At 70.1% G+C, this 22,214-nt stretch carries 19 protein-coding genes and 1 tRNA gene; 9 read left to right on the top strand and 11 right to left on the bottom strand.

What is annotated here, in order from left to right:
• Window positions 1-212 precede the first annotated feature (212 nt).
• Complete coding sequence (gene pepN, locus AAW13_RS19010; protein WP_046727736.1) at window positions 213-2,645, bottom strand: aminopeptidase N; 2,433 nt, start codon at window positions 2,643-2,645, stop codon at window positions 213-215.
• A gap of 160 nt (window positions 2,646-2,805) precedes the next feature.
• Here pepN and AAW13_RS19005 point away from each other — a divergent pair, with 160 nt between their 5' ends.
• On the top strand, window positions 2,806-3,948 hold the full coding sequence (locus AAW13_RS19005) for an acyl-CoA dehydrogenase family protein (protein ID WP_046727735.1): 1,143 nt from the start codon (window positions 2,806-2,808) through the stop codon (window positions 3,946-3,948).
• A gap of 301 nt (window positions 3,949-4,249) precedes the next feature.
• Here the strand turns inward: AAW13_RS19005 and AAW13_RS19000 are convergent, their stop codons facing one another.
• Genes AAW13_RS19000 through AAW13_RS18985 form a run of 4 tightly spaced genes read right to left on the bottom strand, consistent with a single transcriptional unit; the run spans window position 4,250 to window position 7,323 of the window.
• Window positions 4,250-4,579, bottom strand: a complete 330-nt coding sequence (locus AAW13_RS19000; RefSeq protein ID WP_046727734.1) for a rhodanese-like domain-containing protein — start codon at window positions 4,577-4,579, stop codon at window positions 4,250-4,252.
• A 38-nt stretch (window positions 4,580-4,617) separates the two neighbouring features.
• Window positions 4,618-5,430, bottom strand: coding sequence for a hypothetical protein (locus AAW13_RS18995; RefSeq protein WP_046727652.1), 813 nt, complete (start codon window positions 5,428-5,430; stop codon window positions 4,618-4,620).
• A 9-nt stretch (window positions 5,431-5,439) separates the two neighbouring features.
• A complete protein-coding gene (locus tag AAW13_RS18990) occupies window positions 5,440-5,889 on the bottom strand; it encodes a hypothetical protein (RefSeq protein WP_046727651.1) in 450 nt (149 codons plus the stop codon).
• Window positions 5,890-5,904: 15 nt separating this feature from the next.
• Window positions 5,905-7,323 carry a DUF2252 domain-containing protein gene (locus AAW13_RS18985; protein WP_046727733.1) on the bottom strand — a complete coding sequence of 473 codons (1,419 nt, stop codon included), beginning with the start codon at window positions 7,321-7,323 and terminating at the stop codon, window positions 5,905-5,907.
• A 620-nt stretch (window positions 7,324-7,943) separates the two neighbouring features.
• On the opposite strand from AAW13_RS18985, the gene AAW13_RS18980 reads away from it, so the two are divergent.
• On the top strand, window positions 7,944-8,738 hold the full coding sequence (locus AAW13_RS18980) for a hypothetical protein (RefSeq protein WP_046727650.1): 795 nt from the start codon (window positions 7,944-7,946) through the stop codon (window positions 8,736-8,738).
• 19 nt (window positions 8,739-8,757) lie between these two features.
• Here the strand turns inward: AAW13_RS18980 and AAW13_RS18975 are convergent, their stop codons facing one another.
• Both AAW13_RS18975 and AAW13_RS18970 read right to left on the bottom strand, forming a co-directional pair.
• Window positions 8,758-9,042 (bottom strand): helix-turn-helix domain-containing protein, encoded by a 285-nt coding sequence (locus AAW13_RS18975; RefSeq protein ID WP_063777044.1) that lies wholly within the window; start codon window positions 9,040-9,042, stop codon window positions 8,758-8,760.
• A 532-nt stretch (window positions 9,043-9,574) separates the two neighbouring features.
• A tRNA-Leu gene (locus tag AAW13_RS18970) sits at window positions 9,575-9,658 on the bottom strand.
• Between the two features lie 405 nt (window positions 9,659-10,063).
• Here AAW13_RS18970 and AAW13_RS18965 point away from each other — a divergent pair.
• The 7 genes from AAW13_RS18965 to AAW13_RS18930 all read left to right on the top strand — a co-directional run bounded on the left by AAW13_RS18965 (window position 10,064) and on the right by AAW13_RS18930 (window position 19,465).
• Window positions 10,064-10,948 carry an FhaA domain-containing protein gene (locus tag AAW13_RS18965; RefSeq protein WP_046727649.1) on the top strand — a complete coding sequence of 295 codons (885 nt, stop codon included), beginning with the start codon at window positions 10,064-10,066 and terminating at the stop codon, window positions 10,946-10,948.
• Between the two features lie 10 nt (window positions 10,949-10,958).
• Window positions 10,959-11,480 (top strand): FHA domain-containing protein FhaB/FipA, encoded by a 522-nt coding sequence (locus AAW13_RS18960; protein WP_046727648.1) that lies wholly within the window; start codon window positions 10,959-10,961, stop codon window positions 11,478-11,480.
• Between the two features lie 98 nt (window positions 11,481-11,578).
• The gene (locus tag AAW13_RS18955; protein WP_206306238.1) at window positions 11,579-13,138 is read left to right on the top strand and encodes a Stp1/IreP family PP2C-type Ser/Thr phosphatase; all 1,560 of its coding nucleotides are present in this window, start codon (window positions 11,579-11,581) and stop codon (window positions 13,136-13,138) included.
• A gap of 27 nt (window positions 13,139-13,165) precedes the next feature.
• Entirely contained in the window at window positions 13,166-14,605 is a 1,440-nt protein-coding gene (locus tag AAW13_RS18950) for an FtsW/RodA/SpoVE family cell cycle protein (RefSeq protein ID WP_046727646.1), read from the top strand.
• Complete coding sequence (locus tag AAW13_RS18945) at window positions 14,602-16,086, top strand: peptidoglycan D,D-transpeptidase FtsI family protein (protein ID WP_046727645.1); 1,485 nt, start codon at window positions 14,602-14,604, stop codon at window positions 16,084-16,086. The genes AAW13_RS18950 and AAW13_RS18945 overlap by 4 nt, the downstream gene beginning before the upstream one ends.
• 169 nt (window positions 16,087-16,255) lie before the next feature.
• The gene (gene pknB / locus AAW13_RS18935) at window positions 16,256-18,241 is read left to right on the top strand and encodes a Stk1 family PASTA domain-containing Ser/Thr kinase (protein ID WP_046727644.1); all 1,986 of its coding nucleotides are present in this window, start codon (window positions 16,256-16,258) and stop codon (window positions 18,239-18,241) included.
• A 192-nt stretch (window positions 18,242-18,433) separates the two neighbouring features.
• Window positions 18,434-19,465: a restriction endonuclease gene (locus tag AAW13_RS18930; RefSeq protein ID WP_046727643.1), complete on the top strand. Its 1,032-nt coding sequence runs from the start codon at window positions 18,434-18,436 to the stop codon at window positions 19,463-19,465.
• A 96-nt stretch (window positions 19,466-19,561) separates the two neighbouring features.
• Here the strand turns inward: AAW13_RS18930 and AAW13_RS18925 are convergent, their stop codons facing one another.
• Genes AAW13_RS18925 through AAW13_RS18910 form a run of 4 tightly spaced genes read right to left on the bottom strand, consistent with a single transcriptional unit; the run spans window position 19,562 to window position 22,182 of the window.
• Complete coding sequence (locus tag AAW13_RS18925) at window positions 19,562-20,311, bottom strand: class E sortase (protein ID WP_046727642.1); 750 nt, start codon at window positions 20,309-20,311, stop codon at window positions 19,562-19,564.
• 28 nt (window positions 20,312-20,339) lie between these two features.
• The gene (locus AAW13_RS18920) at window positions 20,340-21,389 is read right to left on the bottom strand and encodes a class E sortase (RefSeq protein WP_071659603.1); all 1,050 of its coding nucleotides are present in this window, start codon (window positions 21,387-21,389) and stop codon (window positions 20,340-20,342) included.
• Entirely contained in the window at window positions 21,386-22,024 is a 639-nt protein-coding gene (locus AAW13_RS18915) for an aminodeoxychorismate/anthranilate synthase component II (protein ID WP_046727641.1), read from the bottom strand. Before AAW13_RS18915 ends, AAW13_RS18920 begins: the two co-directional genes overlap by 4 nt.
• Window positions 22,021-22,182 carry a hypothetical protein gene (locus AAW13_RS18910; RefSeq protein ID WP_046727640.1) on the bottom strand — a complete coding sequence of 54 codons (162 nt, stop codon included), beginning with the start codon at window positions 22,180-22,182 and terminating at the stop codon, window positions 22,021-22,023. The genes AAW13_RS18915 and AAW13_RS18910 overlap by 4 nt, the downstream gene beginning before the upstream one ends.
• Window positions 22,183-22,214 lie beyond the last annotated feature (32 nt).

The raw sequence follows: 22,214 nt of genomic DNA, 5'->3' as shown, positions 1-22,214 counted from the left end.
CACTGTCCGGACGGCCGGTCCGGGACCGCCCGTGTGCCGCCGCCCGGCACTCGCACGGAACGGTACTCAGCACGGGCCGCCGGGCGCAGCCCCGGGGACGGTCCCGTGGACGTGGCAGTCACCACTCCGGAAGGTGCCGCGGCGCCCCGGAAACCGGTGCCGCGGTGCCCCGGCAACCGGTGCCGGGGCGCCGCAGCCGGGGTCACCGCAGGTCAGACGGCCGCGGTCCGGGAGCGGAGCATCCGGCGGACGGCGTCCGAGCGTTCCAGAAGGGAGTTGCGGACCACGGGGGCCGCTTGCCTGGCGGCCTGCTGGGCCTTCTCGACATACGCGGTGTCGACGGCGAACAACGGGAAGAGCTGGAAGGTGTAGGTCATCGCCGGGATCATGCCGCCCTGGTCCAGGCCGGGGACCGCGTCGAGGTAGTGCTCGGCGTAGGGGGCGAGCTGGGTGTCCTGACCGGGGCGCCAGAAGGAGGCGGCCACCGTGCCCACCAGTTGGACGGGCACCGCGCGGTCCACGGCCAGCCGCTGCCAGACCTCGGTCTTCGCCGTGGCGTCCGGGAGAGCGGCCCGGACGGTGAGGGCACGGACCCAGGCCTCCGGGTCGGGGTCGCGTTCGAGCAGGGCGGCGGACTCGGCGGCGACGTCACCACCGAGTTCGGCCTCCCGGACGAGGACGCGCCAGCGCAGGTCGATGTCGTCGCCCGCCTGGTCGCGCAGCCAGGCGAGGCTCTCCGCGTCCGCGGTGCGGGCGAGGCCGCGCAGGGCGACCTGGCGGCGGCCCGGGTCGGCGGCGAGCCGCCGGCAGACCTCGGCCACGGCCGCCGTCAGGGCGGGGCGTTCGCCGGGCGGGGCCCAGAGTTCGGCGATGTTGGTGGTGAGGGTCAGACAGGGCTCGATCACCGCGTCGGACGTCTCGGCCGCCAGGACCGCGGTGAGGCAGCGCCCGGCCTCGGCGGCGGTGGCCTCGCCCGCCGTCAGCATGTCCCAGACGGTGGCGGCGGCCACGCCCCGGGAGATGGCCGTGGGCAGCAGGGCGGCGGCGCGCAGGAAGGTGTCGCGGGTGGCCGCGTCGGGGCGGGCGGTGGCGAAGGTGAGGTCGTCGTCGTTGATGAGGAGCAGGTCGGCGGTGGCGGGCAGACCGGTGACCGGGGTGCGGGCCTCGGTGACCTCGACGCGGACGAGCGAGGTGCGCTCCAGGGCCTCGCCGTGACGGTCGTACGCGCCGACCGCCAGGACCTGGGGACGCGGGGTGCCGTCGGCGACCAGGGTGACGGTGTCACCGTCGTGCTCCAGGGTGAAGCGGTCCGTGCCGGCCGTCTCCAGCCAGGCCTTCCGCCAGCCGGTCAGGTCACGTCCGCTCGCCTCGGCGAGGGCGTCGATCAGGTCCTGGAGGGTGGTGGTCCCCCAGGCGTGCCGGGCGAAGTAGGCGGCCATGCCGGTGCGGAAGCGGTCCTCGCCGACGTAGGTCATCAGCTGGTGGAGGACGGAGGCGCCCTTGGGGTAGGTGATGTTGTCGAAGATCGACGCGGCCTGGGCGACGTCGTGGATGGGCTGGTGGATCGGGTGCGAGACCGGGCCCTGGTCGGAGAGGTAGGCCTTGAGCTTGTCGCTCGCGAGGTGGCCGGCCCAGGCGTCGGTGTGACGGGTCGCGCCCTCGGCGGCCCAGTGGCAGGCGAACTCGGCGAAGGCCTCGTTCAGCCAGAGGTCGTCCCACCAGCGCATGGTGACGATGTTGCCGAACCACATGTGCGCCATCTCGTGCAGCAGTACCACGGCGAGCAGCTCCCGCTCGGCGGGCGTCGGTTCGGCCCGCCGCAGGAACCCGTCCGACCAGGTCACACAGCCGTAGTTCTCCATCGCGCCGCCGAACTCGGGCATGAACACCTGGTCGTACTTGCGCTGCGGGAACGGCATCGCGAAGGCCTCGGCGTAGAAGGCGAGGCCCTGCCGGGTCAGGGTGAAGATCTCGTCGGCGTCGCGTTCGAGGATCTCGGCGAGCGAACGGCGGGCGTAGATGCCGAGGTCGTGGCCGTCGGCCTCGCGGCGGATGCCGTGGAAGGGGCCCGCGTTGACGACGGTGTTGTACGCGGACAGCGGCGGGGTGTCCGGGAAGGTCCACCGGCGGGCGTCGCCCTGCTCCTCGACCCGCGGACCGCCGGAGTTGCTGAGCACGGTCCAGGCGGCCGGGGCGGTGACGGTGAAGGCGTGCGGGGCCTTCAGGTCGGGCTGGTCGAAGCAGGCCCAGACGTACCGGGCCTCGTCGGGTTCGAAGCTCGTCCAGACGTAGACCTCGCCGTCGGCGGGGTCGGTCGCCCTGTGCACGCCCTCGCCGGCCGCGGTGTCGGCCTGGACGCTCTCCACACGCAGCACGTTGTGCGCGGCGAGGCCGGGCAGCGGTATCCGGCCGTCGCCGGAGGGGGTGAGCGGGGTGCCGTTCAGGGTGGCGGCGCGGACCTCTGCCGCGCAGTCGACGAAGGTCTCGGCGCCCGGCTCGGAGCAGGTGAAGGTGATGGTGGAGACAGAGCGGATCTCCGGTCCTTCGGGCAGGGCGGTGAGGTCGATGTCCACGTCGTACCGGTCGACCGAGATCAGCGCGGCCCGGCTCTCGGCCTCGGCACGGGTCAGGCTTCGGATCCCCATGGTGTCCTCCCTCGTGTGTCCGTCCCCGTCGGCGGACAGCGGCCGACAGCGTACGACGGCGGACACCGGTGGTCGCAGCGGTTTTAGGTTCCCTTCTTCTAGAACCTGTTCTATCTTGACGGACCGTCAGATCAGCGTGGACCGCCGGGAGGACAGGACCGTGGACTTCACCTTCACCGAGGAGCAGTTGGCGGCGGCCGAGGCGGCAAGGGGGGTGTTCGCCGGGGTGGCGCCGGACGCGGCGCCGAGCCCGGCGCTGACCACCGGCGCCGTGGCCGAGGGCTTCGACCGGGAACTGTGGGACAGGCTGGCGGCCGCGGACCTGCTGAGTCTGCCGCTGGCAGAGGAGTACGGCGGGTCGGGCCAGGACGCCATCGCGCTGTGCCTGGTGCTGCGGGAGTCGGCGAAGGTGCTGGCCCGGGTGCCGTTGCTGGAACACAGCGCGGCCCTGGCGACCGTGCAGGCCTACGGGAACGAGGAGTTGCGGGACCGGCTGCTGTCACGGGCGGGGCGCGGCGAGCGGGTGCTGACCGTGGCCGCGAGCGGACGCACCGGGCACGACGCGGCGGAACTGGCGGTGACCGCGCGACGGGACGGTGCCGAGTGGGTGCTGGACGGGGTGCAGACGGCGGTGCCATGGGCGTACGACGCCGATCTCGTCGTCGTACCCGCGCACACCGGCACCGACCGGAACGTGCTGGCGCTGGTGGCGCCGGGGGCCCCGGGAGCGGACGGGGTCACGCTCGCCGAGCAGGTGTCGACCAGCGGGGAACGGCTCGGTGAGCTGCGGCTGGAGTCGGTACGGGTCGCCGCGGGGGACGTGCTGGAGAAGCCGGGGGCCTGGGAGTGGCTGCGGGAGCTGCTCGCGACCGGGACGTGTGCGCTGGCGCTCGGCGTGGGTGACCGGGTGCTGCGGCTGACCAGTGAGTACACCGGGAAGCGGGAGCAGTTCGGGCATCCGATCGCCACCTTCCAGGCGGTGGCCGTGCAGACCGCCGACCGGTACATCGACCTGCGGGCGATGGAGGCGACGCTGTGGCAGGCGGCCTGGCGGATCGCGTCGGGGGCGGCCGGGGCACTGCCCCTGGCGGGGGACGTGGCCGTGGCGAAGATCTGGGCGGCGGAGGGGGTGCGGCGGGTGGTGCAGACCGCGCAGCATCTGCACGGGGGGTTCGGGGCCGACACGGAGTACGTGCTGCACCGGTACCACGCCTGGGCGAAGCAGATCGAGCTGGCGCTCGGCGGGGCGGGGGCGCATGAGGAGGCGCTGGGGGACCTGCTGGCCGCCTATCCGCTGGGGTAGCGGAGAGGGACGGGTAGCGGAGAAACGGGTAGGGCGGAGAAACGGGTAGAGCGGAGAAACGGGTAGAGCGGAGAGACGGGGGGGCGGCCGGTCGTGTGTTCAGTGCGGCGGGGTGGGGGCTGGTCGCGCAGTTCCCCGCGCCCCTACGGGGCGCTAGGAGGCTGGTCGCGCAGGGGCCCGCGCCCCTTACGAGGCGCTAGGAGGCTGGTCGCGCAGGGGCCCGCGCTACTTGCGGGGCGCTAGGAGGCTGGTTGCGCAGGGGTTCGCGCTTCTGACGGGGCGCTTGGTGCTTCAGGGCGATTCAGAGGACGAAGCCCTCTTCGCCCGTGTCCGTCACGACCGCTCGGCCCGCCGCCTGCCAGACCTGCATGCCGCCGTCCACGTTCACCGCGTCGATGCCCTGCTGGACCAGGTACATCGTGACCTGGGCCGAACGGCCGCCGGAGCGGCAGATGACGTGGACACGGCCGTCCTGGGGGGCGGCCTCGGTCAGCTCGCCGTAGCGGGCCACGAACTCGCTGATCGGGATGTGCAGGGCGCCCCCGGCGTGGCCCGCCTGCCACTCGTCGTCCTCGCGGACGTCCAGCAGGAAGTCGCCGTCCTTGAGGTCCGTGACCTCGACCGTGGGCACACGCGCTGCGAAGTTCATGCTCCGACGCTACCCGACCGCTACTCCTGTACGAGCAGCGTGGCCAGTTCGGCCTCGCGCTCGGCCACGTCCTTGCGGAGCCGCTCGCCGATCTCGTCGAGGAGGGTGTCCGGGTCGTCGGGGGCCAGCCGGAGCAGCCCGGCGATGGGGCCGTCCTCCAGTTCCTTGGCGACCAGGCCGAGCAGTTCCTTGCGCTGGGCGAGCCATTCGAGGCGGGCGTACAGTTCCTCGGCGCGGCTCGGCTTGCGCTCCGGCGGGACCGGGCCGGCCGCCCACTCCTCGGCCAGTTCGCGCAGCAGGGCCTCGTCACCACGGGCGTAGGCGGCGTTGACCCGGCTCAGGAACTCCTCGCGCCGCTCCTGCTCGGCGCCCTCCTGCACCAGGTCGGGGTGGGCCTTGCGGGCCAGCTCGCGGTAGAGCCGACGGGCCTCCTCGCTGGGCCGCACCCGCTGCGGGGGCCGTACCTCCTGCTCGGTGAGCATGGACACGGCCTCCGGGAACAGACCGTCGCTGTCCATCCAGCCGTGCAGCAGTTCCTCGACGCCGGGGATGGGCATGACCCGGGCGCGGGCCTCCTCGGCGGCGCGGATGTCCGCGGGGTCGCCGGTGCGGGCGGCCTTGGCCTCCGCGATCCGCGCGTCCAGTTCCTCGAGGCGGAGGTAGAGGGGGCCGAGTTTCTGTTCGTGCAGGCGGGAGAAGTTCTCGACCTCGACACGGAAGGTCTCGACGGCGATCTCGTACTCGATCAACGCCTGCTCGGCGGCCCGCACGGCCCGCTCCAGGCGTTCCTCGGGCCGCGGTGCCTTGGACTGCTCAGCTTCCGGGGTCGTCACCCGACCAGACTAGGGCCTGTTCTCGTCGTCGGTGGCCGGGACCCACTCGGCGACCAGGTCCGTGCAGGCCACCACCAGGGTGCCGGGTCGGCAGGCGAGCTCGTGGGTGCAGCCGTCGGGGTGCGGCAGGATCTCGTCGAGGATGACCTCGCCGAGCGAGGCCAGGTCGCAGGCGCCCAGGATGTCCGTCTGGAACCGGGAGACACCCGTGTAGCGGACGACCAGGTCCTCGCCGGGTCCGGCGCGGTGGTGCCGGAAACGGAGTTCCACGGCGTCCCGGGCGGGGCGCCGCGCGTCCAGGGGGTGCAGGTCCTGGACGCAGTGGCGGTCGCCCGGGGCGTAGTGACGGGGGTCGGTGGCGAAGGCACGGGCACCGGGCGGCAGGCCGCCGGCGAGTTCCGGCAGCCGCACCAGGTAGGGGCCGGGGTCACAGTCGCCCCGTATGTCGACGTACTTCATCTGCGCACCTCCGGGTCACACCCCCAGCTCCGCCGCGATCCGTCCCGTGCGCACCGCGGTCGCCAGGTGTTCGTGGTCCGCCTCCGTGCGGTCGGCGTAGGTGACCGCGAACGCGGCGACCGCCTCGTCCAGTTCCTCGTTCTTGCCGCAGTAGCCGGCGATCAGGCGCGGGTCGGCGCTGTGCGAGTGGGCGCGGGCCAGCAGGGCGCCGGTCATCCTGCCGTAGTCGTCGATCTGGTCGGGGGACAGGGCCGCCGGGTCGACGCTGCCCTTGCGGTTGCGGAACTGGCGGACCTGGAAGGGGCGGCCGTCCACCGTGGTCCAGCCGAGCAGGATGTCGCTGACCACCTGCATCCGCTTCTGGCCGAGCACCACCCGGCGGCCCTCGTGGTCGGCCACCGGCGTCTCGAAGCCGGCCGTGGCGAGGTGCGGCACGAGCGCGGACGGCCGGGCCTCCTTGACCTGGAGGATCAGCGGCTCGCCGCGGTGGTCGAGAAGGAGGACGACATAGGAGCGGGTGCCGACGCTGCCGGTGCCGACGATCCGGAAGGCGACGTCGTGCGGAGCGTGCCGGGCGAGCAGCGGATGGCGGTCCTCGGAGAGCGTGCCGACGTAGTGCTCCAGGGCCGCGGTGACCGCCGCCGCCTCCGCGTCCGCGACCCGGCGCAGCACCGGCGCGGCGTCCACGAAGCGGCGGCCGCCGCCCTCGGTGGGCTCGGTGGACCGGGCCGCGAACCGGCCACTGGTGTTGGCGCGGGCCTTCTCCGAGACCCGGCGCAGGGTGCCCAGCATGTCGTGGGCGTCGGAGTGGGAGACCAGTTCCTCGTCCGCGATGGCGTTCCACGCGTCCAGCACCGGGAGTCTGGCCAGCAGGCGCATGGTGCGGCGGTAGGCACCGGCCGCGTCGCCCGCCGCCTTGCGGCACATGTCCTCGTCGGCGCCCGCCTCCCGGCCGGCCAGCACCAGGGAGGCGGCGAGCCGCTTGAGGTCCCACTCCCAGGGGCCGCGCACCGTCTCGTCGAAGTCGTTCAGGTCGATGACGAGGTCGCCGCGCGGGTCGCCGTACAGACCGAAGTTGGCCGCGTGGGCGTCGCCGCAGATCTGGGTGGCGATCCTGGTCATCGGGGTGCGCGCCAGGTCGTGCGCCATGAGCCCGGCCGAACCGCGCAGGAACGCGAACGGGGACGCGGCCATCCTGCCGACCCTTATCGGGACCAGCTCCGCCAGGCGGTCCCGGTTGGACTCCTCGACCGCGCTCACCGCGTCGGGCCGGGAGGCGTCCAGGTCGAGGGTGGCGTGGGCGGCACGCGGGACAGCCGAACGCAGCGCCTTGCCCTCCTCCTTGGGCGAGCCCTTCGGCGGCCACTGCGCGAAGCCCTTCGGCGAGGGCAGCACGCGCACCCCCGCCGTCGTCGGCCCGTCAACTCCGGTCACGTCGACCGCCTCCCCCGTACGCCACACCGCACACGCTCGAACATCAACTCGTGGAGACGGTACAGGCGGGGGCCGAAACCCGTCAGACCCTGTGGACAACTTCGGGGTGGTTTGGGCGAGGTGGGCCGGTGTCGCCGCGTGTACCCGCCCGAGGAGACCCGACGACCACCCGACGAACACCCGACGACCACCCGACCGACCACCCCGGCCCAGGACCGAGCCCCGGCGAGCGGGTGCCGAGCATGGCCGTCGACCGTAGGTGCCGAGCGAAGTTATCGAGCCAATCCGGTCGCCACGGTCCCCCGCGGCCGGTCCGACTCGGAATGTGGACACTCGGCCCGGGTCGCAGTAGCGAAGTGACCGTCACCTCCTCCCTGCGGGCACGGGTCGCTCGGCCGTGCGAAACCCCGGGGTGGCCGGATCGCCGCATTCCGTGGCGGCCTGTTGCGCAAAGTAACGCCACGGGGACGCGGTGGGTGACATCATCTCCGGTACTCGCTGCAATCGACCCGCGACGGGCCTGTGGTGAGAGGGCCGGGCGCACACGCCGACGGGGAGCCCGGCTCGCCCTCTGCTCGCCTGCGACGGTCCTCCCTGTCCGTGCCGACTTGGGGCCGTTCATGACCTGGTACCACCACAGCTGGCTGTCCGGTTACGCCTTACCGGCCATGCTGAGCGCCGGTCTCGCGTGGATCGGCCTGGTCCGGCACTCCGTCGGCAAGGGCCGGCTGACGGGCAGCTGGCGGTCCACCGGCCTGACGGTCCTGGTCCTCGTGCTGACGGGTGCGGTGGGTGTCGCCGCCGGGCTGGCCCTTCCCCATCTGGCCAAGCTGCCACCGGTGGCCGCGGGCCTGGCGACCGGGGTCACGACCATGCCCCGCAAGAGGCAGGACGACACGACCCAGCCCTACGTCAAGTTCATGACGCTCGGCATCGCCTGGTTCAGGGACCGGCTCGAGTACCGGATGCTGCTGGACGCGCACAGCTGGAGCACCGGGTTCCTGGACGGCTTCGAGAAACCGACGCAGCTTCGCGTGTTCGTGCACGATCTCAGGAACTACCTGGTGGACCGGCATCCCACGCTCCACAAGACGGTCAACGGTCTCTTCGACACGGCCGACCGAGCCATGATCCACGCGCTCGACGTGCAGACGAAGACCGACCAGGCCCGCCGGGACGTGGACGGGTGGCTGCGGGATCCCACCGCCGAGGAGGTCTACCGGTGCCGCAGTGCTTTCGGTGAGGCTTTCAACCGCTGCGGGGACCTGTTGCTCTGCGCCTATCTGCACGGGCGCCGCACGGAGCAGGCCGAGCTGGAGAGACTGCGGGCCGACGCGCTGCCGAGCGACGCCTTCCACAGTTCGGCGCTGCCCGTGCAACGACGACGGTTCGGCCTCCGCCGCAACCGCGTCTAGCGGCGGCGACCCGGCGCGTTCAACGGTGCGCGGAGACACCGCTCTTGTGCAGGGACAACGGCTCCGCGCCGGTCACCGGCAGGCCCTGGGCGGTTTCCGGCAGCCGAGGCGAGAACCTGATCTCCACATCGGCTCCGAGCGCCTCCGCCGCGGCGGCCAGCGTGCGTATCGTCAGGTTCGCGTCGCCGGACATGATCTGACTGACCCGGCCAGGGCTCACCCCCATGGCCTTGGCGAGGTCGGAACGCGACGTGCCGAGCCCGGCCAGCAGACCGGCCAGGGATGCGGACGCCTGCCGTGCCAACTGGGCTCCGACTAACTCGGCGTTGCTTTCACCACGAGCGAATATGCTCATCGTACGACCCCCAACTCAAGCTGCCACAGCGGACGTTGGCGCTTCCTCAAGGATGCCACCTTTAGGTCTAGCTAAACACCGGATTCGCGCAGAAGCCTCCCCCACGATGGCGCGAAACAGCCCCCACAACCGCCCGTGACCTGCACGTACGAGCCCTCGAACCCGCTCGTCCATGGCCGACCGGACGTCACTCCGATGGAGCAGCACTCCGCCCCGCCCGGTAGCGACCGACCCCACGCCCCACGCTCTCCGCCTTCTTTCCCGGACCACCGCTGCCGGAAGGGCCGGTCCGTCTCTTCGGCGTTCATCCCGGCCGAGGCACCGCCCGTGAGATAGCTCACGAGTCGGCGCACGGCGGGCCGGCCGGGACGCGGTCGGGGGTGCGATGGCTCACAGGCCTGGCGGGAGTCGGGACAACGAGAAAGGGCCCCCGCCGTGACTTCCGTCACCGGCGGAGACCCGTTTCTTCGGTATCTCTCTGTGCGCGAGGGGGGAGTTGAACCCCCACGCCCTTGCGGGCACTGGAACCTGAATCCAGCGCGTCTGCCTATTCCGCCACCCGCGCATTGGGTGTGTCCTCCGGTTCCCGCCCCGTTCTCCCGGGCTGGCCCCTTCCGACATCCAGAACACTAGCACGTGGGACAGGGTGGGTTCACATCCCTTGTCCCTGGGCAGCGCTCACCTGAAGATCACGTACCCAGCAGTCGGCGTTCACGTATCAACCTCGTACCGGTCCGTGCCATCTGTCCAGGAGACGGATCGGGTCCACAGTCAGGTGCGGGACACTGGTCGTGAGCCACCTCTACGATCCTGGGAAGAAGAAGCGCCGATCCTTGACAGGAGAAGCGAACCGATCGGTTCGAAGGGGGGCCGCTCGGGGAACCGGCTGATTGCCGGGCGCGTAGATACGATCAGTGAGCAGTAGCGGTAACGGCAGGCAGTACGGGCAAGGCGACAGAGGAGGTGCCCTGTGGGAGTCCTGAAGAAGTTCGAGCAGCGTCTCGAAGGTCTGGTCAACGGCACCTTCGCCAAGGTGTTCAAGTCCGAGGTCCAGCCCGTTGAGATCGCCGGTGCGCTGCAACGCGAGTGCGACAACAACGCGACCATCTGGAACCGCGACCGGACCGTCGTACCCAACGACTTCATCGTGGAGCTGAGCGCCCCCGACTTCGAGCGGCTCAGCCCCTACTCCGGGCAGCTCGGCGACGAGCTCGCCGGGATGGTCCGCGACTACGCCAAGCAGCAGCGCTACACCTTCATGGGGCCGATCAAGGTCAACCTGGAGAAGGCCGACGACCTCGACACCGGCCTGTACCGGGTGCGCAGCCGTACGCTCGCCTCCTCCAGCAACCAGCAGGCACCGGACCGGGCCCCCGCGGGCGGCGCCCCGCAGCGGCCGGGCGGCTACGGCTACCCGCCGGCCGGCGGTGCCGCAGCCCCGCCGATGCCGAGCGCACCGCCGCCCGGCGCCCCGCAGCGCCCCGGCGGCTACGGCTACCCACAGCCGTCGCAGCCCGCGGGCCAGCGCCCCGCCGGCCCCTCGGGCCCGGTCGGCGCCTCCGCGCCCGGCTCCCGCACCCGCTACTGGATCGAGATCAACGGCACCCGCCATCAGATCTCCCGCGCGACGCTCGTGCTGGGCCGCAGCACCGAGGCCGACGTGCGGATCGACGACCCCGGCGTCTCCCGCCGGCACTGCGAGATCCGGACCGGAACGCCCTCGACGATCCAGGATCTCGGGTCCACCAACGGCATCGTGGTGGACGGGCAGCACACCACCCGCGCTACGCTCCGCGACGGCTCGCGGATCGTCGTGGGCAGTACCACCATCATTTACCGGCAAGCCGAAGGGTGAAGCGGGGGCAATGTCAGAGCTGACCCTCACGGTCATGCGGCTGGGTTTCCTGGCCGTACTGTGGCTGTTCGTGATCGTGGCCGTGCAGGTCATCCGCAGCGACCTGTTCGGTACGCGCGTCACCCAGCGCGGATCGCGTAGGGAAGAAGGCCGCCGGCAGCAGCCCGCCGCCCGGCAGCAGGCCGCGCCCCCGCAGCAGCGCGGCCAGCAGCCCGCGAGCGGCGGCCGCCGGCGCAACGCCCCCAGCAAGCTGGTCGTCAGCGAGGGCACGCTGACCGGGACGACGGTCGCCCTCCAGGGCCAGACCATCACCCTGGGCCGCGCCCACGACTCGACGATCGTGCTGGACGACGACTACGCCTCCAGCCGCCATGCCAGGATCTACCCGGACCGCGACGGCCAGTGGATCGTCGAGGACCTCGGCTCCACCAACGGCACGTACCTGGACCGGTCCCGGCTGACGACTCCGACGCCGATCCCGCTGGGCGCACCGATCCGCATCGGGAAAACCGTCATCGAGCTGCGGAAGTAGTGCTACATCATGATTAGGCGCGAGCGGAGCGAGCACGCAGCGGCGGACCGGACGCCGGCCCCTTGCGCGCTCCCGACCGGAGGGTGGGCACCGTGCGGATGTACCCGGAGCCGACGGGCGAGGTGCGCATGAGTCTGTCACTGCGCTTCGCCGCCGGATCGCACAAAGGCATGATCCGGGAGGGCAACGAGGACTCCGGTTACGCCGGTCCCCGCCTGCTCGCCATCGCCGACGGCATGGGCGGCCAGGCCGCCGGCGAGGTCGCCTCCTCCGAGGTGATCTCCACCCTCGTCACGCTCGACGACGACGTGCCCGGCTCCGACATCCTCACCTCCCTCGGCCACGCCGTGCAGCGCGCCAACGACCAGCTGCGCGCCATGGTGGAGGAGGACCCGCAGCTCGAGGGCATGGGCACCACCCTCACCGCCCTGCTGTGGACCGGCCAGCGCCTCGGCCTCGTCCACGTCGGCGACTCCCGCGCGTACCTGCTGCGTGACGGTGTGCTCACCCAGATCACCCAGGACCACACCTGGGTGCAGCGGCTCGTCGACGAGGGCCGGATCACCGAAGAGGAAGCCACCACCCACCCGCAGCGCTCCCTGCTGATGCGCGCGCTGGGCAGCGGCGACCACGTCGAACCGGACCTCTCCATCCGCGAGGTGCGCGCCGGCGACCGGTACCTCATCTGCTCCGACGGACTCTCCGGCGTCGTCTCCCACCAGACCCTGGAGGAGACCCTCGCCAGCTACCAGGGCCCGCAGGAGACCGTGCAGGAGCTGATCCAGCTCGCGCTGCGCGGCGGCGGCCCCGACAACATCACCGTCATCATCGCGGACGTCCTCGACCTGGACACCGGCGACACCCTCGCGAGCCAGCTCTCCGACACCCCCGTGGTGGTCGGCGCCGTCGCCGAGAACCAGCAGCACCTGCACGACAACGGCTTCATGCAGACCCCGGCGGGCCGCGCCGCCAGCCTCGGCAGGCAGGGCCACGGCGGAGGCGGCGAGTTCGGTCCCCCCGGCTCCGGCGACACCACCGGCTACGTCCCGGACGGCAGCTTCGGCGACTACACCGACGACGACTTCGTGAAGCCCCGCAAGGGCCGCAAGTGGCTGAAGAGATCCTTCTACAGCGTGCTCGCCCTCGCCGTCATCGGCGGGGGCCTCTACGGCGGCTGGCGCTGGACCCAGACCCAGTACTACGTCGGCGCCAACGGCGAGCACGTCGCCCTGTACCAGGGCATCAGCCAGGACCTGGCCTGGGTGTCGTTGTCGAAGGTCGAACAGGACCACCCCGAGATCGAACTCAAGTACCTGCCGCCCTACCAGCAGAAGCAGGTCAAGGCCACCATCGCCGAGGGCGGCCTCAAGGACGCCCAGTCCAAGGTCCAGGAGCTGTCCGTGCAGGCGTCCGCCTGCAAGAAGGAGTCGGAGCGCGCCGCGTCCGAGTCGAAGACCAGCTCCAAGACCGGCCAGGGCGAGGCCGGCGGCACCACGGGAACCACCAAGACCTCTCTCACGTCCAAGGCCTCGCCAAGCCCTTCGAAATCGGCGTCCTCCACGGCGTCACCGTCCCCGTCCCCCTCAGCGACCCCCAGCCCCGGCCCCACCCTCTCGGAGGATGAGCAGAAGGTCGTCTCGCTGTGCGGTAAGCAGTAGGCAAGCCGTGAGAGGCCCCGTCACACCATGAGCAGTTCCACCAACACCTCGACACACCACACGTCCACGATCGGTGCGATCGGCGCGCCGAGCCGGCGCAACACCGAGCTCGCCCTCCTGGTGTTCGCGGTCGTCATCCCGGTCTTCGCCTACGCCAACGTGGGCCTCGCCATCGACGACAAGGTCCCCGCGGGCCTGCTGAGCTACGGCCTGGGCCTCGGCCTGATGGCCGGCGTCGCCCATCTCGCCGTACGCAAGTTCGCCCCCTACGCGGACCCGCTGCTGCTGCCGCTGGCCACACTGCTCAACGGCCTCGGACTCGTCGTCATCTGGCGGCTGGACCAGTCCAAACTGCTCCAGTCCATCAAGCAGGCCGGCACCGCGGCCCCCCGCCAGCTGCTCTACACGGCGATGGGCATCGCGCTCTTCATCGTGGTGCTGATCTTCCTCAAGGACCACCGCGTCCTCCAGCGCTACACCTACATCTCCATGGTGGGCGCGCTCTTCCTGCTGCTGCTCCCGCTCGTCCCGGGCCTCGGCGCCAACATCTACGGCGCGAAGATCTGGATCTCGGTCGCCGGCTTCTCCATCCAGCCCGGTGAGTTCGCCAAGATCGTCCTGGCGATCTTCTTCGCCGGCTACCTGATGGTGAAGCGGGACGCCCTCGCGCTCGCCAGCCGTCGCTTCATCGGCCTCTACCTGCCGCGCGGCCGCGACCTCGGCCCGATCCTGGTCGTCTGGTTCATCTCCATCCTCATCCTGGTCTTCGAGACCGACCTCGGTACCTCACTGCTGTTCTTCGGCATGTTCGTGATCATGCTGTACGTCGCCACCGAGCGGACCAGCTGGATCGTCTTCGGACTGCTGATGTCCGGCGCCGGCGCGGTCGGCGTGGCCAGCTTCGAACCGCACGTCCAGCAGCGTGTCCAGGCCTGGCTCGACCCGATGAAGGAGTACACGCTCAGCCAGCAGGGCGTGGCCGGCCACTCCGAGCAGTCGATGCAGGCGCTGTGGGCCTTCGGCTCCGGCGGCACCCTCGGCACCGGCCTCGGCCAGGGCCACTCGGACCTGATCCGGTTCGCCGCCAACTCGGACTTCGTCCTCGCCACCTTCGGCGAGGAACTGGGCCTGGCCGGCATCATGGCGCTCCTGCTGATCTACGGCCTGATCGTGGAACGCGGTGTGCGCACCTCGCTCGCCGCCCGCGACCCGTTCGGCAAGCTGCTCGCCGTCGGCCTCTCCGGCGCCTTCGCGCTCCAGGTCTTCGTCGTCGCCGGCGGTGTCATGGGCCTCATCCCGCTGACCGGTATGACCATGCCGTTCCTGGCCTACGGCGGTTCCTCCGTCATCGCCAACTGGGCCCTCATCGGCATCCTCATCAGAATCAGCGACACGGCACGCCGCCCGGCACCCGCCCCCGCCGCCACCCCCGACGCCGAGATGACCCAGGTGGTCCGCCCGTCATGAACAAGCCCCTGCGCCGGATCGCGATCTTCTGCGGCCTCCTGGTCCTCACCCTGCTGCTGCGCGACAACTGGCTCCAGTACGTCAAGGCCGACACCCTGCGGACGGACCCGAAGAACCGCCGCGTCACCATCGCCCGCTACTCCACCCCGCGCGGCGACATCATCGTCGACGGCAACCCGATCACCGGCTCCACCGCGTCCAGCTCGTCCGGTCTCAACGACCTCAAGTACAAGCGCACCTACAAGAACGGCGCCATGTGGGCGCCGGTCACCGGTTACGCCTCGCAGGCCTTCGGCGCCAACCAGCTGGAGTCCCTCGAGGACGGCATCCTCACCGGCAACGACGACCGGCTCTTCTTCCGCAACACCCTCGACATGGTCACCGGCAAGCAGAAGCAGGGCGGCAACGTCGTCACCACGCTGAACGCGGCCGCGCAGAAGGCCGCGTACAACGGTCTCAAGAGCCAGGGCGGCAAGGGCGCGGTCGTGGCCCTGGACCCGTCCACCGGCAAGATCCTGGCACTCGCCTCGTACCCGTCGTACGACCCCTCGGTGTTCGCCGGCAACTCGAACACCGACGCCGCCGCGTGGAAGAAGCTTCAGAAGAAGTACGACCCGAACGACCCGATGCTCAACCGGGCGCTGCGCGAGACCTACCCGCCGGGCTCCACCTTCAAGGTGGTCACCGCAGCGGCCGCGCTCCAGAACGGGCTGTACACCTCGGCCGACCAGGCCACCGACTCACCGCTGCCCTACATCATGAAGGGCACCACGACCGAGCTGAAGAACGAGGGCAACATCCCCTGCAAGAACGCGACCATGCGGGTCGCGCTGCGGGTCTCCTGCAACACTGTCTTCGGCAAGATCGGCTCCGACCTCGGCAACGACAAGATGCTCGCCGAGGCGAAGAAGTTCGGCTTCGACTCCGAGCAGTTCACCCCGGTCCGCTCCAGCGCCTCGGTGTTCTCCGACGACATGAACGACTCGCAGACCGCGCTGTCCTCGATCGGCCAGTACAACACCGCCGCGACCCCGCTACAGATGGCCATGGTCGCCTCCGCGGTCGCCAACGACGGCAAGCTGATGAAGCCGTACATGATCGACAAGCTACAGTCGTCGGGCGTCGACACGATCTCGCAGACCGACCCCGAGGAGATGAGCCAGCCGCTCTCCTCCTCCAACGCCCAGATCCTCCAGTCCATGATGGAGACCGTCGTCAAGGACGGCACGGGCAAGAACGCGCAGATCAACGGCGTCACCGTGGGCGGAAAGACCGGTACCGCCCAGCACGGCGTGGAGAACAGCGAGAACCCCTACGCCTGGTTCATCTCCTACGCCAAGCTCCCCGACGGCAGCAAGCCGGTCGCGGTCGCCGTGGTGATCGAGGACGACCAGGCCAACCGTGACGACATCTCCGGCGGCGGCCTCGCGGCCCCGATCGCGAAGAGCGTGATGGAGGCGGTCATCAACTCCAAGAAGTGAGCCCGATCACGTTCGCTTCACATCGGTGCACGTTGCGATACCGGTCCTGTATCGGGTTACGGGCTTGGCCAGGTCACACAAACACAGCCGGGTACGGTAGGCCCGGACGGCAGCCTCCGGCCACACACCCGTGGCGGCCGGGACCGACGGAGAGGGCTGGTAGGTAGCTATGGAAGAGCCGCGTCGCCTCGGCGGCCGGTACGAGCTGGGCCACGTGCTCGGCCGTGGTGGCATGGCGGAGGTCTACTTCGCGCATGACACGCGGCTCGGCCGCGCGGTGGCCGTGAAGACGCTCCGCGTGGACCTCGCGCGTGATCCGTCCTTCCAGGCCCGGTTCCGCCGGGAGGCTCAGTCGGCCGCCTCGCTCAACCATCCCGCGATCGTCGCGGTCTACGACACGGGCGAGGACTACATCGACGGGGTCTCGATCCCGTACATCGTCATGGAGTACGTGGAGGGCTCGACGCTGCGCGAGCTGCTGCACTCCGGACGCAAGCTGCTGCCCGAGCGCGCGATGGAGATGACCATCGGCATCCTCCAGGGCCTGGAGTACGCGCACCGCAGCGGCATCGTCCACCGTGACATCAAGCCGGCGAACGTCATGCTGACGCGCAACGGCCAGGTCAAGGTGATGGACTTCGGCATCGCCCGCGCCATGGGCGACTCCGGCATGACCATGACCCAGACGGCCGCGGTCATCGGCACCGCCCAGTACCTCTCTCCCGAGCAGGCCAAGGGCGAGCAGGTGGACGCCCGCTCCGACCTCTATTCGACCGGTTGCCTCCTCTACGAGCTGCTGACGGTACGGCCGCCCTTCGTGGGCGACTCCCCCGTGGCCGTCGCCTACCAGCACGTACGTGAGGAACCGCAGCCCCCGTCGGTGTTCGACCCGGAGATCACGCCCGAGATGGACGCGATCGTCCTGCGGGCCCTGGTCAAGGACCCGAACTACCGCTACCAGTCGGCCGACGAGATGCGCGCCGACATCGAGGCGTGCCTGGACGGCCAGCCGGTCGCGGCCACCGCCGCCATGGGCTCCGTCGGCTACGGCGGCTACCCGGACGACCAGGCGACCACGGCGCTGCGCGCGGACGCCGGCGCCACCACCATGCTGCCGCCCATGAACCCGGACGACGGCGGCTACGGCTACGACGACCGCCCGGACCGCCGCCGCCAGCAGAAGAAGAACAACACGTCGACGATCCTGCTCGTGGTCGCCGGCGTCCTGGTGCTGGTCGGCGCGATCCTGATCGGCAAGTGGGCGTTCGGGGGCGGCGGGGCCGGCAACGACACGGTCTCCACGCCGGCCTTCGTCGGGCAGACCGAGAACTCCGCCAAGAAGATGGCCGACAACATCGGTCTCGTCCTGGCGACCACCAGCAAGACCTGCGCCGACCAGCCCAAGGGCAGCGTCTGCGACCAGGACCCGAAGTCGGGCACCGACGTCAAGAAGGGCTCGACGGTCAACCTGGTCATCTCGACGGGCGCGCCGAAGGTCGCGGTCGACAACGTGATCGGCAAGAACGTCGACGATGCGACCACGCAGCTGGAGAACAAGGGCTTCAAGGTCAAGATCACCAAGACCGTCTCCACCCAGGACGAGGGTACGGTCCTCAGCCAGGACCCCGACCCGGGCACCGAGAAGGAGAAGGGCTCGGTCATCACGCTGGAGGTCGCCAAGGCCGAGGAGAAGTCCACGGTCCCCGACGTCAGCGGCAAGAGCTGTGACGACGCCAAGGCGCAGATGCAGGCCAACAACCTCACCGGCAACTGCTCCGAGGTGGAGACCGACGACGCCAACCTGGTCGGCAAGGTCGTCTCGACCGACCCGCAGGCCGGTACGCAGGTCGACAAGAACTCCACGGTGAACATCCAGATCGGCAAGGCCAAGCAGCAGACGGCCGTGCCGAGCGTGGTCGGCCAGACCGTGAAGCAGGCCAGGCAGACCCTCCAGGCGGCCGGCTTCACCAACATCCAGTTCAACGGCGACTCCGGCGACAACGCCCTCGTCGCCAGCCAGGACCCGCAGGCCAACACCAGCGTCCAGGACCCCGGCAGCACACAGATCACCCTCACCACGGTGAACGTGGGCAACGGGAACAACAACGGCGGCAACAACGGCGGTACCAACTTCTTCGGCGGCACCACCGGCTGACGCCCCGCACCTGCGAACGGGCCCCGCCTGGGCTTCCCAGGCGGGGCCCTTCCATGTCGTGGAACTTCGCTCCGCAATCGCACCTCAGTGCCCTCACCGGTCGTGCCTTCGCATGTCGCGACTCGTTGAACGGGTGGGGTGGGAACCGACAGCTCCGCCCCGGCCGCACGACCACGAGCCGAAGGGCAGAACATGATCAACGAATCAGCGTTGCTGGAGTCGAAGACCCTGCGCAGCAGCGTGCTGGACCGCACCGACGTACTCGACAGGGTGAAGGCGCTGTCCCTGCTGCCGGACGGGACGCATGTGACTACGGCGATGGTGGCGGCGTACTTCGAGGTAGGGCTCACTGCCATCTCATCCCTCGTCCATGACCATCGGGAAGAACTCGAAGCCAGCGGCTACCGCGTGTTGACAGGTTCAGAACTGACTTCCTTCAAGGAACTCAGTGGGATCCAGTCACGCACAAGGTCCCTCGCCCTCCTCTCTCGTCGCACCATCCTCAACATCGCCATGCTGCTCCGGGACAGCGAAGTCGCACGTCAGGTGCGTGTGTATCTCCTCGACATGGAGTACCTGGCCCGAACACAGCCTGTGGAAAACTCTGCCCCGACCGAGTTCCCCGGTCTCGACGACCGCATCGACCGGCGCATCACCCACATCCTCGGAAAAACCGTCGTCCCGATGTTCAACGCCCTGATCGAGACATCAGGGGAACACCGCGCGGAGCTGATCGCGCTGCGGACGGGAGTCCAGCGCATCGAGCGGCGGCTCCACCAGCACCACACCCGGCTCAAAAGGCTCGAAGGAATCCGGGACGACCGCCCCACCATCGGAGTCATGGCAGCCATGGACGCCATGAACGGCCGCGCGTTCGAGCGGCACGTCGCCAAACTGCTGATCCGCGACGGGTGCACCAACGTCGTCGTACAGGGCGGCCACGGCGACCGGGGCGTCGACATCATCGGACTCACGGCCGACGGCCGGCGCCTTGTCGTCCAGTGCAAGAGGTTCGCGCCCTACCTCAACATCACCAGCCCCGAGGTCCAGAAGTTCATCGGCGCCGCCAAGGTTCTGTACAGCGCGGACGTGGCGCTCTACGTGGCGACCTGCCCGTTCACCCCCGAGGCCCTGAGCATCGCCACCGAGGCCGGTATCACCGCCGTCCACCGCGGGGTGCTGGAGGAGTGGAGCACCGGGGAACCGCTCAGGATCCTGGAGTAGGTACGGCCTGACGTGGAAGGGCCCGAAGTCGCAAGGAACAGTTGCGGCTTCGGGCCCTCGTCATGCCAGGCGACAGAGGTCCTCGAAGGACCTCTGTCAGCCCAGTTCCTTCGGCGGGGTGCGCTTGCTGTCGACCTTCTGGACCCGGACCAGTTCGCCCCAGACGACGTAGCGGTAGCGGCTCGTGTAGACCGGGGTGCAGGTGGTCAGGGTGATGTAGTGGCCGGGCTTCTTCCTGCCCGACTCCGTCGGGACCTGGGAGAGGACCTTGACGTTGTACTTCGAGGTCTCCGGGAGGATGTCGTAGACCTTGTAGACGTACCAGTCGTCACGGGTCTCGAAGACGATCGGGTCGCCGACCTTCACCTTGTCGATGTTGTGGAACTTCGCGCCGTGGCCGTCCCGGTGCGCGGCGAGCGTGAAGTTGCCGGCCTTCCCGGTGGTGGGCAGCGTCGCCTTCGCCGGGTCCGTGTAGTAGCCGGCCACGCCGTCGTTGAGGATCTCCGTCGAGGTGCCCTTCTCGACCAGCACCTCGCCGTTCCTCATGGACGGCACGTGCAGGAACCCGATGCCGTCCTTCGTGTCCAGCGCGCCGGGGCCGGTGTCCTGCTGGGCCCAGGTGTCACGCACCTTGTCGCCCTCCCGGTCCGCCTTGCGGTCCGCTATCACGTTCGTCCACCAGAGCGAGTAGACGACGAACAGGCCGAGCACCAGGCCCGCCGTGATGAGGAGTTCCCCCAGGACGCTGACCGCGGTCGCGATCCTGCCGATCGGCCGACGGCCCGGCACGGGCCCCGCCTCCGGCGCGTCGGTCTGCTCTGCGGTGTCGTCGGCGGTCGCTGCCACTGTTCCTCTGCCCTTAGCCCTTAAGCCCTTATTCGACGAGCGCGTCTGGCTTGCCCTTGCTGCGCGGGCGTTCCTCCACCATCTTGCCCCAGACGATCAACCGGTACTTGCTGGTGAACTCCGGCGTACAGGTGGTCAGGGTGATGTACCGGCCCGCCTTGGTGAATCCCGAGCCCTTCGGGACCGGATCCAGCACGCTCACATTGCTCGGCGACGTCACCGGCAGCATCGACGTCACCTTGTACACGAAGTACTCGTCCTGCGTCTCGACCACCACGGCGTCCCCGGCCACCAGCTTGTTGATGTACCGGAACGGCTCACCGTGGGTGTTGCGGTGCGCGGCCAGACCGAAGTTGCCGGTCTTGTCCTGCGGCATCGCGGTCTTCAGCGCACCCTCGCCGTAGTGCCCGACCATGCCCTTGTCGAGGACCTTCTTGTTGCTGACGCCCTCGGCGATCGGCGCCACCACGTCCAGCTTGGGGATGTGCAGGATGGCGAAGCCCTGGCCGGGCTCGAAGACCCCGGGGGCACGCTTGCCGCTCGCCCAGTCCTTCTGGAGCGAACTGGCCTCGCTGCCGGCCTGGGCGTGCGCGCGCACGTTCGTCCACCACAGCTGGTAGGTGACGAAGAGCAGCATCAGCACACCGGTGGTGATGAACACCTCGCCTATCGCCCGGCTCGCCACGACCGCCGGACCGGGCTTGCGCAGCCGCTCCCGGCGACGCGCCTCCACCCGGGACAGGGGACGCCCCGACGCCCGGTTCCCCTGCGCCTCCTGGGCCGGAGTCTCCGGTGCCCCGCCGTGACGGCCACCGCGGCGCTTGGCGGCCTTTCTGCGGGCCGCTCGGCCGCCCCCTGGGACTCCCGTGGTGAGAGAGGCTGCCGTGCCCGCAGAAGCCGATATGGGGGGCGGATCGGGGATCCGCAGGGCGACGGTCTCCTCGTCGATCGGCGGGAGGTACGCCGTCGGCTCCCCGACCGGCGGAAGAAACGCCGTCTCCCCGTGCGCGCCGGATCCCCCGTACGACTGACCCCCGTACGGGGTATCGGTCTCGCGCTCGGGGCGCAGCGCGGTCACGCCGTGGCCCTGCCCACCACCGGGGCGAGCCCCGCCGACCTCGCCACGGCCCCCTGGTCACCGCATTCCACCAGCCAGTTGGCCAGCATCAGGTGCCCGTGCTCGGTCAGCACCGACTCGGGATGGAACTGCACGCCCTCGACCGGGAGTTCGCGGTGCCTGAGCCCCATGATGATCCCGTCGTGGGTGCGGGCGGTCACCTCGAGCTCGGCCGGGACCGTGGCCGGTTCCGCGGCGAGCGAGTGGTAGCGGGTCGCGGTGAACGGGGTCGGCAGGCCGGCGAAGACCCCCTTGCCCGCGTGCTCCACCAGCGAGGTCTTGCCGTGCAGCAGCTCGGGCGCCCGGTCCACCACACCGCCGTACGCCACCTGCATCGACTGCATGCCCAGGCAGACCCCGAAGACCGGGACGCCGGTCGCGGCGCAGTGCCGGACCATGTCCACGCAGACACCCGCCTGCTCCGGGGTGCCGGGGCCGGGCGACAGCAGGACGCCGTCGAAGCCGTCCTGGGCGTGCGCCGTCGACACCTCGTCGTTGCGCAGCACCTCGCACTCGGCGCCCAGCTGGTACAGGTACTGGACCAGGTTGAAGACGAAGCTGTCGTAGTTGTCGACGACGAGAATCCGCGCACTCACTGGTTGTCCACCGTCACATCGTTGAAGGGCAGCAGTGGTTCGGCCCAGGGGAAGACGTACTGGAACAGGACGTAGACCACGGCCAGGACCAGTACGAGCGAGATCAGCGCCCTCACCCACACGTTCCCCGGCAGATGCCGCCAGATCCAGCCGTACATGCCGTCCCTTCCGTTCCGCCACGGCACCAGAA

Source organism: Streptomyces humi (assembly GCF_001005085.2).
In the GTDB taxonomy this organism is placed as follows: Bacteria; Actinomycetota; Actinomycetes; order Streptomycetales; family Streptomycetaceae; genus Streptomyces; species Streptomyces humi.
This window is presented reverse-complemented; position numbering and strand designations above follow the sequence as displayed.